Consider the following 12,176-nt stretch of genomic DNA (forward strand, 5'->3'; position numbering starts at 1 on the left):
CGTTTTAAAGAAGATGACGTTGCAATGCTGTCCCCTAAACGATGGGAGAAATAGGGAGAAGATAGAAAAACAAAAGTGAGAAGTAGGGTGAATAATGCGCTTGATGATAATGGGCTTGGGTTGCCGCCAGGTAGCGAGGGGGAGAGAGCACAGGCCGAAAAGCGCGAAAAGCCAACAGAACCATTTTGACCCTAGCACAGGAACAGGGATCCCTGTTGTCTGGCATACTGGCGGAGATCTTGAGGGGGAATTTCCCAGGCCAACCGGCCAGAACTCAAAGCAGATGCTGCTCGTTGTTGTTGCGCAACGCTGACGTGAAGAGCAGTTGCTCAATCGTGGCAATGGTGAAGTTTTGGCTGATCACCAGCCGCTCGACGCGAATGCGGTGGGCTTGCAGGAGGCAATCTTGCTGCAAGGGCTTGGGCAATTGTTCCCAATGATCCAGCAGGACTTCCAGCAAAATCTCGCCCGGTAGCCCGGTGGCGCTTTCCAGGGATCCCAGCTTTTCTACCCTCTCGGCAGACCATTTGAGGGTAAGCTTTTGCAGGCCCAGTTGTGCATCCAGAGCCTCGCGGGGATCCGACTGGGCACCCTGCCCATTGGGGGTGCCATTGCGGCGAACCCCATTGTCGGTGCAAGCAGTAGCAGGGGGCAAAAGCTCGGCTGGCTTTTCAGTTGGCAGCGAAGTATTGGCCCATTTGGCCAGACTGACCTGGGGTGGGGAGACAACCCTTTCCACCTCGACCGGAGCGGGCGACAAGTTGGACAAGGGATCCGCATCCCGAGAAGGAGCTTCAGGTGGGGAGAGCACACCGGCCAGGAGAGGCATCCGTCCTGCCTCTGGTGGGGTTGTGGCAACCTGGCACAGAGGGGACGAGGCGGCGGCAGATGGATCGGGCTCAACATCTAATGCCGCAGGGTGAGGCAGATCCAGGGAATCCGTTCCCCTGTCGTCTTTTGGACGGAGCGGAGCCTCAACGCCATCGGCAGCCGTAGGTGCAGGTTCCATCGGCTCTGGCTGCTTATTCACCCCCATGCGCGAGAGCAGATCCGCCTTGGTGGGGCCGGTGGGCAATTTTTTTTTGGGAGGCTTCTTGGCGGTAGCCATGTTAGCGGGCCTCCAACACAGCCTTGAGGACCTCACGATAAGGTTGGGCCAGGAGATCTTCCCCTGCCTCCGCCAACGACCAGCCCATGCTGTTGGTTTGCTGCACCACTGTACTTTGCCGCACCGGCGTGAAAATGGGGATCCCTTGCATCATTTCCGCCAAGGCTTCCACCGCGGCCCGCGACATTTTGGTGCGGTTGTTGCCCACCCACTGTTCCCGTGTGGGGAGCACCCCCAAAAACTTGGGCACATGAAAATCCAGCTCTTCCAATTCTTTCAACAGCACCAGGGTACTTAGGGCCCCCATCACCCCCTTTTGGGTACATTCCGTCGGCACCACCAGCAGATCGGCGCTGAGAATGCTGTTGTAGGTGAGCAACCCTTTCGAGGGGGGGCTGTCGATGACCAAAAAGTCATACTCCGGCAAAATCGGTCGCAAAGCCCGCTTCAAAAACAGCTCCCGCCCCGGCTCCATCACGATCGCATCCATAGCCCGCGAGAGACTGTAATCGCTGGGGGCCAACCACAGCCGCTCCTGGCGATCCTCATTCAACGGCGGACGGATAATCTCCCGAATGTGAACCCGATCCGCCCCCGGCAAAATCGTCTCGGCAATGGTGGCCGACTCCGACAGATCCGTCCAGCCCATCCACTGGCTCAGGTTGCCCTGTGGGTCAAAGTCAACAGCCAGCGTCTTGCCATGCTCGGCCAACATGATGGCCAGGTTGAGGGCGGCTGTGGTCTTTCCGGATCCCCCACTCAAACAGGCAACGGTGATGACAAGCGCCGTTCTGCCAGACATGAGTTATCCCCTCGTAGCCCATCCCCTAACACTATAGCTAGGGTTAAGCAATGGTGTTCACACCTCTAATGGGGATCCCGCCGCTGGGAATGGCCTACAGGGATCCAGCCGCTGGGAGCTGAGCTTCCTCAGTTCTTTTCGATCCTCGGATTGAATTCTCAGAGGGAAGACACAAACCGGTGCAGCCGCTGCAGCCCTTTTTCGAGGGTGGTGCGATCGGCAGCATAGGAAAGGCGAATGTAGGAATCTGCCCCAAAGGCTACCCCCGGCACAGCAGCCACGTGGTGTTCCTTGAGCAGCTGCCGGCAAAACTCCACCGAACTTAACCCGGTTTGGCCGATGTTGACAAACACATAAAATGCACCTTCTGGCTCCGGGCAAGTCACCCCTGGCAAGGTGCGGATCCCGTCCAGCATCAGATCTCGCCGCTGCCAGAATTCTTGGCGCATTTTTTCCACAGCTGCTGCCGATAGGGGGCTGGTCAGGGCTTCCAGAGCACCGTACTGGGCGAAGGTGCAGACATTGGAGGTGCTGTGGCTTTGCAGGTTGATGGCCGCCTCAATGATGGGCTTGGGCCCGGCCAAGTAGCCCACCCGCCAGCCGGTCATGGCGTAGGCTTTGGCAAAGCCACTGCTGAGAATCAGGCGCGGCATCAAGTCAGGGCAAAGGGATCCCAGGCTGATGTGGCGGGCTTGTCCATAAACCAGCTTTTCGTAGATCTCGTCGCAGATCACGTACAGATGGGGGGCGGAGAGGATCACCTCTGCCAGAGCTGCCAGCTCGTGCCGGTGGTAAACGGCTCCGGTGGGGTTGGCCGGCGAGTTGAGAATCAGCAGCTTGCTGCGGGGGGTGAGGGCCTGGCGCAGTTGGGCGGCGGTGAGCTTGAACCCCTGGGCCTCTTCCGTCTGCACCTGCACAACCTTTGCCCCTGCCAAAATGGCAATTTCGGGGTAGCTGACCCAGTAGGGAACAGGCAGGATCACTTCATCGCCGGGATCCAGCAGCACCATGGCCAGGTTAAACAGGGTTTGCTTGCCGCCGTTGCTGATCAGGATTTGGTCGTGGCTGAACTCCAGGCCGTTTTCCTGCCGCAGCTTATCGGCCACTGCTTGGCGAAGGGCGGGGATCCCGGCGGTGGGGCCGTAGCGGGTTTTGCCATCTTCCAGAGCACGGATGGCCGCGGCCCGAATGTGGTCAGGTGTATCGAAATCCGGCTCGCCTGCGCTCAAGCTACACACATCCAGCCCCTCTGCCTGCATGGCTTTAGCCAGAGCCGAAATGGATAGCGTGGGGGAAGGGGATAGATGGGCGACCCGTTGGGACAAGCCGGCAGCAGACACCATCGGTTGGGAAGCTCTTTGTTTTATTTTAAGGTTCTCAAGCAGGGCCAATCTAGATAGCTAGGCTACTGCGGTCAACAGGCGGGTACCATCCACCAACAGCAGTTTGTTGCCCTCTCGCTCTGCCAACAGATCCCAAAACTCGCCCGCCACAGCTCCGGGCAAGAACCCTTCCAAGCGCAATTGCAGAGGAGCAAATTGCTTGGTTCCCTGGGGCTTGCGCCGCACGGTCACCTCAACAAAGCCATCGTGGGGCTCGACAATGCCGCGAATGTTAAAGCCTTCCTCTGTGTCCTCAGGGGCAGGCAAAAACGGTTCTTCTTCCCACTCTGGGTCTTGCTCCTCTTCCGGCAGGGCCAGGATGCGGATGATGCTCAAGCCCAAAGCCCCCCCTGAACGCGGCTGCGGCTGCACGTAGTACCAGTAGGTATGGCCGCTCTTGATGCAGTGCTCGAAGGGGCCGAGAAGCTCGGCGCGTCCGGGGGTAGCCGGATATTCTGCTCCGTCAGAGGCAACCAAGGTTGCCTGCGCATAAGTCTTGGGGATCGATTTCAGGGATCCCTTAACTAGGCCCAAAGCGCGGAATTGGTAAGGGTGGGCGGGAGGAGGCAATGGGTTCATGGCGGCCAGATCTTGGAAAGCCAGGGAAGTAGAGTCCATCATCTTATCCTATGGCGATCCTCAGATTGGAATATCCAGGGCTTTCCTCAGCATCGCCTCCAGCTCAGCGCCCTGCCGATTTGCGCACTGCGATCAAGCTGCTGGTGGTGCCCAGAAAAACCCCCATCCCCAATAACATCGACGGCAAGAGCCAAAACTCCAGTTGGCTGCGATCTGCCTGCATCACCTTGAGAAAGGGCAAGGCAATCAACTGCTCCAGCAGCTCCTGCAGCAACTGCTGGGATCCCAAGACCAATCCCCAAGCTCCCACTGCGCTGATCACCCCAAACAGGCACCCTTGCAAAATAAAGGGCAAGTAAATCCAGGCTGCCGTCGCCCCCACCAATTGCATCACCTCGATCTCCCGCCGCCGCGCCATGACGATGAGGCGAATGGTGGTGGTGATGACTGCCACTGCCGTCAGGGCCAACACGCCGGTAATGGTCAGGGATCCCAGCCGTAGCATGTCCTGGAGCTGGGCCAGTTGCTCCACAATGCGGTCGCCGTAGTAGACCTCATCCACCCCTTCCAGTTGGCGAATCTGCTCCGCCACTTCCCCCAAGGCTTCGGTGGAATCCGCCTTAACCCGCAGAGCATCCACCAAGGGGTTCTCCCCCAACTGGGTTTCCATGGCCGCCTCGTCTTGGATCCCCATTTCCAGCAAAAGGTTGCGCCAAGCCTGGTCTTTGGTGATGACCTTCACCTCGGCCACATGAGGCAGTTGGGCGACCTGAGGTTGCAGCTCCACCCCCTGCCGTTCCGGCTCCAGGTAGACGGAGATCTCCAGTTGTCCTCCCAGCGACTGCACCGTGGCATCCACGCCCCAGGACAGCTCAACGCCGATCCCCACCAAGAACAGCAACACCAGCAGGGTGCTCACAGCGGCCCAGTTCAGCCAGCCCCCCCGCCGCAACCCCAAAAAAGTCTCCTGTAGGAGGTAGCGAATTTTATTGAGAAGTCGGGAGAGAGATTGCATGCTATTCACCGTCCAACAATGCGCCCAGGAGCCGCTGCTCCCAAGGTTTCAACAAAACCTGTGAAGAGCAAACTAGGGATCCCGGCAGCCCTCAGCGCAGATCATACAGGCGCCCTCCCTCCATGCGCACCACCCGGTGGCCGGCCCGCTCCACCAGATAGGGGTCATGGCTGGTCATGATGACGGTCACCCCAAAGGAATTGAGCCGCTCCAAAATCTGGAGAACCAAGAGGGAGTTTTCCGGATCTAGGTTTCCTGTTGGCTCGTCCGCCAGCAGCAGCACCGGCATGTTGACAATGGCACGGGCCAGGCTAAGGCGCTGCTGTTCCCCCCCCGAAAGCTCATGGGGAAAGTGATCTCGCTTTTCGGTCAGCCCCACCATCTTCAAGGTCGGCCCGATGCGACGGCGGATTTCTGCGGGGGACAGCCCTTGGGCGCGCAGCACGAAGGCCACATTTTCTGCCAGGGTGCGGTTGGCCAGAAGGCGATAATCTTGGAAAACCACCCCCAAGCGCCGCCGCAACATGGCCAGCGGACGCGGTGGGATGCGGTAGGGTCGCCGCCGCCCTTCAGAAGAAAAGAGACAGACTTGATCGACGATGACCGTGCCCTCGGTGGCCTGTTCCGCCCCGTAGAGTAGCCGCAGCAGGGTGGACTTGCCCGCCCCGGAGACCCCAGTTACGAACACAAACTCGCCGCGGCGCACCTCCAAGTTCACATCCTGAAAAATTAAGTTGCCGTTGGGAAAGACCTTGCTCACGCCCCGCAAGGACACCATGCTGGCCGGGGCTTGCAGGGATCCGGATTGGGTGCTGCTGTAAAAGCCCAGGGTGGCCTCTGGATGGGCTGGGGCAGGGGGATGAGGGGTCGGAGCCGTACCCGCCCAACGGTGTAAGCGAGGAGGATAGCCGATGTGCTGACCGATCACCATAGTAAGCGCCTAGACAGAGGAGGGAGAGAGCGCCGGCAGACTAGGGGCGCAAACGAGAAGAGGGATCCCACAGCACTCGCCAGACAAAGCTGGGCAGAGCTAACATGCGTCGCCAGCGCCAGGGTTCCTGATAGAGACGATACAACCATTCCAGGTGATGGTCACGCCACCAACGGGGCGCTCGCCGTTTTTGGCCGGCCCAAATGTCCAAGCTGCCCCCCACCCCCATCCAGATGGCTTGGGGCAAAAGGGGACGCCACTTTTGGATCCACAGCTCCTGCCGCGGGGATCCCAGCCCCACCCACACCAGTTGCGGTCGAAATTCCTGGAGAGCTTGCAGAAGCTCTTTTTCTTCCTCGCTAGAGAAGTAGCCGTGGTAGCCCCAGAGGGCCAAAGCAGGACACTGGGCTTGCCAATATCGAATTGCTGCCCGGTTGACTTCCGGCCTTCCCCCCACCAGGGCCAAGCGCCACCCCCGTTCTGCCGCCAACGGGATCAGGGTTTCTGCCAGCTCGATCCCCGGCACCCGCTGGACGCGGATCCCCTGCCGCCGCAGGGCCCACACCACCCCAATGCCATCGGGGATCACCAGCTCCGCCGCTTGCAGCACCTGGGCAAAGGCCAGATCCCGCTGCGCCTGCATGATCATTTCCGGGTTGCAGGTAACCACCTGAGCGCCCTGACCCTCCCGAATACGCGCCTCAATCCAGGTGGCGTAGCTCTGTAGGCTGGCCTCCGGCAGAGCAAGGTGCAGGTTCACGCCCAGAATCGCATGGATGGATAACGACACTACCGACCGAATGCTGGCCCCCACTGGAGCCGTTGGACACGCTTTTAAGATAGCCCGGACCTTCTCCCAGAGGGAGAGGGGAGTTCGAGGAGGCATTTCATGGCTATTTGACCACGAAAATCTCTTCCCTCAGGCATCCGCGGCGGCATCCACGGCGTATCTCCATCAGACCAGGCCAGAGGGAATTGCCCGACCCAGAGCAAGCCCCTGAAGGTTGGTTGCCATCTTTCGAGACAGGAGACTTGAGATGAAGACTGCAAAGACTCCCTTCGCTCTGCCTCAATTGGCCGCCGAATGGGATCCCAGCCCTGCAACCTCCCGCCGCAGCTTGTTGTTGGCTGGTTTGCTGGCGGGCGTAGGTGGAGCAATTGGATTGCGCACCCTGCCCGGTGCCGCCCAGTCCAACACTGCCGACATCGCCATCCTCAACGCGGCCATTGACTTGGAACAGCAGGCAATCTGGGCCTACAAAACCGCTGCCGGCAAGTTGAGCAATACTGAGGTGGGCAAGATCGTGTTGGAAGTGGCCACCAAGAACCTGAAGGATCACGAACAGCACCGGGATCTGCTGGCGGGCGCCGTGCGGCAACTGGGGGGGATCCCCTCTCGGGCCCGGGATAGCTACGACCTTTCCACCTACATCGACAACAAAGAAGGCAATCTCGACTCCGATGCCAACATTGCCAAGCTGGCCCTGGCTCTGGAGTTTGATGCAGCCTTGGCTTACAACGACGCGTTTACCCAGCTTTCCAACAAAGACCTGGTGGCTGCCGCCAGCACCATTGGCCCCAACGAAGTTGCCCATGCCACTGCAATCCGGGCCGTGTTCCACAGCCTTGATCCCAGCATTCTGGTGGTGCCTGCCCCCTTTGTCAGCGCCGAGACTCGGGAGCGCTGGATCCTGAAGGTGTAAAGCCCCTGCCGGCGATGACTTCCAGCTAAAGCCGCCAACCCCCGGCGACAGCAAGGTGTAGAACCCCCACCGGCGCTGATCTCCAAAGCCTTCCAACGTCCTCTGTAGGATCTTGGGGTTTGGAGATCTTTGGAGGTTCTTTGGAGGTCAAGGTGTTCCACACCGCTGTCGCAATCGCCTTCTTCTGAACGCCTCAGCTTTTTTTCGCTTCCTAACCTGTGTGGAGAAAGCCCTATGCCGATGACGCGGCGGTTGCTGTTGCTCAGTGGACTGGGATCCCTGCTCAATGTGGGGGCTATCTTGGCTGTGGATCGGTGGCGACAAGCCAGCTCTGTTGCGGGGCGAGATCCTGTCGAGGCAACGGCGGAAGCAGAGGTGATCATTCGCGGGTTTCAATACCTGCCCCCGGAGATCATCCTCAAGCGGGGCGGCAAGGTGACCTTCACCAACCTGGATTCCACCCCCCACACGGCTACTCCCATAGAGGGAGCGCAATTCCAAGGAACGGGACGGCTGAGGCGCAACGAGAGCAAAGCAGTGGCTTTCGAAGTGGCCGGCATCCAGGACTATTTCTGCGAGATCCACCCCAGCATGGTGGGCCGTATTGTCGTCGTCGATTAGGTGGAGGCCATGCAAACCCCTCTTCCCTTCTGGAACATTTGTCGGCGGGTGTACCTGGTTTGGGCCATTCTTCTGGGGATGGGGTTCGCCGCCACCCAGTTTCACCAAGAGGCCAACATCAACTGGCTGTGGCTGGTGATTTCCCTGATTGGGTTGGGCTACATGGTGCGGCAGACTAGCTTGCCGGAGTTTCGAACAGCCGGACTGGCCCACCTCTACTTTGTGGGTTTGGTGTGGACGTTGGTGATCGCCCAGGGCATGATCCTCTCGGTGCTGCCCTTTGTCGGGCGTACCCCTTTGGCAGCTTTGAGCCCATACCTGGGGGTGTTTTGGCTGTGGCAAATGGGGCTGGGTCACTGGCTCAACGGCTTGGTGGATCCGCCGCGCCTCCCCTACTGGATGACCGGTGGGATCCAGATCCTGGCCGGAGTTGCCTGCCTGCTGTGGGGGCTGGAATGGCAGTTTGCGGTGGCAGGGGGAATCGGGGCCTTGGCCATGCTTCTTTTGATCCGGTTGCACTGACCCGTTCACTGATCTGACTTTGGGGTCTTATCCAGGCGCACTCGCCAAACTCCACCTCCCACGGCCACTTCATCCCCAGGGCGCAGCTTGCGTCCCCGCCGGGTTTCCACCTCACCATTCACCCGCACTTGCCCCGCTTGGATGAGCTGCTTGGCCTGCCCGCCGGTGGGAACAACCCCCGCCAGCTTGAGGAATTGATCCAGCTTGATTACAGGATCCGTCGCCGGCTGGGGATCCCTTTGAGCAGTCTCCGCCATCACTTCACCCAAATGGTTTTGACATTCACAAATTCCAGGATCCCTTCCCGGCTCAGTTCCCGTCCATACCCTGAGCGTTTGATGCCGCCGAAGGGAAGGCGCGGGTCGGACTTGACCAGACCATTGATGAATACGGATCCCGCCTCCAGCTCCTCCAGCAGGCGCTCTTGTTCCTCTGGATCGGTTGTCCAGGCGCTGGCGCCCAGGCCAAAGGGCGTGCCGTTGGCCAGCTCGATGGCTGCCGACACATCCGGTACGGTGAACAACAGCGCCACCGGCCCGAACACCTCCTGGTGGGCCACCGGATGATCGGGGGGGATGTCGCTCAGGATCGTGGGCGGGTAAAAATTTCCTCCCAAGGGGGAGCCACCGATGTGAACTTTGGCCCCCGCCTGCACCAAAGCCTGCACCTGTCCATCCACCTCTTGCAGAATGCTGGGGGTAGCCAGAGGCCCCACATCGGTTTGCGGATCCAAGGGATCCCCCACCTTGAGCCGGCGAAATCGCTCCGTCATGGCAGCCGTGAAAGGTTCGGCGATAGCCCTGTGTAGGATAAATCGTTTGGCGGCAATGCAGGACTGGCCGTTGTTGATCAGACGGGCCGTGACCGCTGTGGCAACTGCTGCCTCCAGATCGGCGCTGGGCAGCACGATGAAGGGATCGCTCCCTCCCAGTTCCAACACCGTTTTTTTCAGATATTGACCGGCCAAACGGGCCAGGCTGGAGCCGGCGGCTTCGCTGCCGGTGAGGGCGGCCCCCCGCACCCGTTCATCCGCCACCACCTCTGCCACCTGGGCTGCTGTGATCAGCAGGGTTTGAAAGACCCCTGGCGGAAATCCCCCCTCCCGAAAGATCTGCTCTAGGGTCAAAGCCGATTGGGGCACGTTGGAAGCATGTTTGAGCAGAAGGGTATTGCCCGCCATCAGGGCTGGGGCGGCACAGCGAAACACCTGCCAAAAGGGAAAGTTCCAGGGCATCACCGCCAAAATCACCCCCAGCGGCTGGTAGCGGATCCCGCTGCGGCTGGCATCGCTGGCGTTCGCGTAAGCGTTGCGTAGCAATATGGAGCGCTCGGCCAAGAATCCCTCTGCCTCCTCGGCATAGTAGCGACAAACCCAAGCGGATTTTTCCACTTCCGCAACGGCAGAGGCCAAGGTTTTGCCCATCTCCAGGCTGATTAGGCGGCCAAACTCCGCTTTGCGCTCCTCCAGGATCCCTGCCACCCGCTTCAGCCAGGCGGATCGTTGAGCAAACGGGATCCGACGATAGCTCTGAAACCGCTCGTGGGCTTGGGCGATACAGCTTTGGATCTGCCCAGCGTCGAAAACGGGGTAGCGAGCCAATTCCTCTCCGGTGGCGGGGTTGATGCTGACCAGGTGCCCCATCTTTTTCCCTCAACGCCTGTTTCTCCACTCTGGCATTTGCGCTCTGCCTGGAATAGTGCTCCGCACTGCTACTGCGTTCGCGTAAGCGTTGCGTAGCAATATGGAAAGATTTGCGGAGTGGGGGACTCAGGGTTGCGGGCTGCCGGTGGTGTCTGTTCGGGATGGCGGGGCGGATCCAGGAGCAGACCAGAACTCGTAGGCTGCTTGCGACAAGCTGGCGATCAGCCCTTCGGCTCTGGGATCGTTGGGGGTTTCTCGCTTCACCCACACCGCCGCCACATAGCGCCGCCCGTTGGGCAAATCCAGGATCCCGGCATCTCCCACCACGGAGCCCAGGGTTCCCGTTTTGTGGGCAATGCGCACCTCTTGGCCCAGATTGGGCCGGAAGTAGGAGAGCCGTTGGGTGCGCCAGAGAATATCCAAAAAGCGGTCGCGGCTGCGGCGGTTCAACATGCGCCCCTGTTCCACCTGGCTGAGCAACCAAACCATGTCGCGCGGGCTGCTGGTGTTGGTGCCCTCCAGATCCGGTAGCCACCAAGAAATTTGCGTGTGTTGTAGTCCCCACTGGCGAAATTTTTGGTTGAGAGCCTCCTGTCCACCCAGGCGATCGATGATCAGATTGGTGGCGAAGTTGTCGCTGAGGGTGATCATCAGGGTGGCCGCTTCCAAAGCAGAAACCTGGGATCCGAGGGGTCGGGTTTGCAACACGCCTGCCCCCCCTCCCTTGAGATCTTCCCGCAGAGTGAGCTGTTCATCCAGCCGCACCTGCCCGGTTTCCACAGCCTGGAAAAAAGCCAAGAGAATGGGGATCTTAATCACACTGGCGGCAGGAAAAGCCTGATCCGGCCTAACCCCGGCAAAGGCGCCGGTTTCCACCTCCCAGAACAGAGCCCCTGCCGTCAAGCCCGGTTGGTCGGCCAAAGCGGCCAAGCGCTCCTGCAAAGCCGGGATCGCTTCTCCCGGCAGAATGTTACTCGGGAATGCCGACGGGGGAGGATCCCCAAGCTGCGTCGTGGCCTGTTCTATCCGGCCAGCGGTGGTCGATTGCAGCAGTTGCGAGAGGCCCGCCATCGTCAGGCCCAGGATAAGACTTAAGCTCAGTCCCCTGAGCAACACTTGCCCGAGAGATGGAGAACGTCTCAAGCGGCGAGGCCGGGCAGCCCGTTGGCGCAGACGAGCAATGGCTTTCTGGCGAGCAAGACGCAGCGGTTGAGGACGGGAAACCAATAGGGATCCCCTGGGGGCAGGAAGCAGGCGACCAGAACCTGTTCGCAGCTTTGACTCCGCCGGAGGTGGGACGGTATCCTTGGCAGGTTGTGGAGGGCGGCGGGGATCCCGCGACTTCTCTGGCAAAGGCCTACGGCCCGCTAGCGCGGATGGATCGGTGCCTTTCCTCTCCCTTGCTCTGGTCATAAGAACGATTGCCTTAACACCATACTTCTGACAGACACTGCTGGCAGTTTCACCGACTCCACTCCGGTGAGCTTGGCTTAATTAAACCCACATTAAACCCACAAATTGGCCAACCTGCCCTGACCTAGATTGCAAAACGCCCATCAAACCGTCCTCGCGACACGAAGCCTAGCAACAACCCCGCCAAAGGCAGGATGAGTCCCTGTTGCCAGAGCATCCACTCGGAGTCGTTTTAAAAACTTAGGTTGATCCGTGACCCCCCTTTCCCTCTGGAAGAGGGGCTGGGAATAGTCGCGGAAGCGGCGCGGAGCGCTTTTGCCAAGTCCAGGAAAACCGTCAGCTAGAAATCGCAGGAGCCCCGCACTGTACCCGTAGGGTCACTGCCGGGAGGAATGCGCTTTGATGAAGTACAATGAACTCATGAGCCAAGTCCTGACCATATCCTGCAAGCTCAAGGT

13 protein-coding genes are annotated in these 12,176 nt (G+C 59.9%); 3 read left to right on the forward strand and 10 right to left on the reverse strand.

Going from position 1 to position 12,176, the window contains the following annotated elements; all coding sequences use genetic code 11:
* Positions 1-274 precede the first annotated feature (274 nt).
* The 7 genes from NW834_RS06705 to NW834_RS06735 form a co-directional block, all read right to left on the reverse strand.
* Positions 275-1,108, reverse strand: a complete 834-nt coding sequence (locus NW834_RS06705) for a hypothetical protein (protein ID WP_414419150.1) — start codon at positions 1,106-1,108, stop codon at positions 275-277.
* A 1-nt stretch (position 1,109) separates the two neighbouring features.
* Positions 1,110-1,910: a ParA family protein gene (locus NW834_RS06710; protein WP_011433472.1), complete on the reverse strand. Its 801-nt coding sequence runs from the start codon at positions 1,908-1,910 to the stop codon at positions 1,110-1,112.
* A gap of 158 nt (positions 1,911-2,068) precedes the next feature.
* A complete protein-coding gene (locus NW834_RS06715) occupies positions 2,069-3,253 on the reverse strand; it encodes a pyridoxal phosphate-dependent aminotransferase (protein ID WP_414343534.1) in 1,185 nt (394 codons plus the stop codon).
* Between the two features lie 57 nt (positions 3,254-3,310).
* The gene (locus tag NW834_RS06720; protein WP_414328886.1) at positions 3,311-3,913 is read right to left on the reverse strand and encodes a hypothetical protein; all 603 of its coding nucleotides are present in this window, start codon (positions 3,911-3,913) and stop codon (positions 3,311-3,313) included.
* 61 nt (positions 3,914-3,974) lie between these two features.
* Positions 3,975-4,886 (reverse strand): cell division protein FtsX, encoded by a 912-nt coding sequence (locus NW834_RS06725; RefSeq protein WP_414419151.1) that lies wholly within the window; start codon positions 4,884-4,886, stop codon positions 3,975-3,977.
* A 91-nt stretch (positions 4,887-4,977) separates the two neighbouring features.
* Entirely contained in the window at positions 4,978-5,817 is an 840-nt protein-coding gene (locus tag NW834_RS06730) for a cell division ATP-binding protein FtsE (protein WP_238376738.1), read from the reverse strand.
* A 40-nt stretch (positions 5,818-5,857) separates the two neighbouring features.
* Positions 5,858-6,607 carry a WecB/TagA/CpsF family glycosyltransferase gene (locus NW834_RS06735; protein WP_011433483.1) on the reverse strand — a complete coding sequence of 250 codons (750 nt, stop codon included), beginning with the start codon at positions 6,605-6,607 and terminating at the stop codon, positions 5,858-5,860.
* A 247-nt stretch (positions 6,608-6,854) separates the two neighbouring features.
* On the opposite strand from NW834_RS06735, the gene NW834_RS06740 reads away from it, so the two are divergent.
* From NW834_RS06740 to NW834_RS06750, 3 genes are all read left to right on the forward strand, one after another.
* Positions 6,855-7,520: a DUF4439 domain-containing protein gene (locus NW834_RS06740; protein WP_414329579.1), complete on the forward strand. Its 666-nt coding sequence runs from the start codon at positions 6,855-6,857 to the stop codon at positions 7,518-7,520.
* A 234-nt stretch (positions 7,521-7,754) separates the two neighbouring features.
* Positions 7,755-8,141: a plastocyanin/azurin family copper-binding protein gene (locus NW834_RS06745; RefSeq protein ID WP_414408140.1), complete on the forward strand. Its 387-nt coding sequence runs from the start codon at positions 7,755-7,757 to the stop codon at positions 8,139-8,141.
* 9 nt (positions 8,142-8,150) lie between these two features.
* Positions 8,151-8,663 carry a hypothetical protein gene (locus NW834_RS06750; protein WP_414419152.1) on the forward strand — a complete coding sequence of 171 codons (513 nt, stop codon included), beginning with the start codon at positions 8,151-8,153 and terminating at the stop codon, positions 8,661-8,663.
* 5 nt (positions 8,664-8,668) lie between these two features.
* Here NW834_RS06750 and NW834_RS06755 read toward each other — a convergent pair whose 3' ends face one another.
* The 3 genes from NW834_RS06755 to NW834_RS06765 all read right to left on the reverse strand — a co-directional run bounded on the left by NW834_RS06755 (position 8,669) and on the right by NW834_RS06765 (position 11,532).
* Positions 8,669-8,920, reverse strand: a complete 252-nt coding sequence (locus tag NW834_RS06755) for an RNA-binding S4 domain-containing protein (protein ID WP_414329585.1) — start codon at positions 8,918-8,920, stop codon at positions 8,669-8,671.
* The gene (locus NW834_RS06760; protein ID WP_414419153.1) at positions 8,920-10,305 is read right to left on the reverse strand and encodes an NAD-dependent succinate-semialdehyde dehydrogenase; all 1,386 of its coding nucleotides are present in this window, start codon (positions 10,303-10,305) and stop codon (positions 8,920-8,922) included. Before NW834_RS06760 ends, NW834_RS06755 begins: the two co-directional genes overlap by 1 nt.
* A 126-nt stretch (positions 10,306-10,431) precedes the next feature.
* Complete coding sequence (locus tag NW834_RS06765; RefSeq protein ID WP_414351205.1) at positions 10,432-11,532, reverse strand: serine hydrolase; 1,101 nt, start codon at positions 11,530-11,532, stop codon at positions 10,432-10,434.
* Positions 11,533-12,176: the final 644 nt, after the last annotated feature.

Source organism: Synechococcus sp. R60.1 (genome assembly GCF_047461835.1).
Taxonomy (GTDB): domain Bacteria; phylum Cyanobacteriota; class Cyanobacteriia; order Thermostichales; family Thermostichaceae; genus Thermostichus.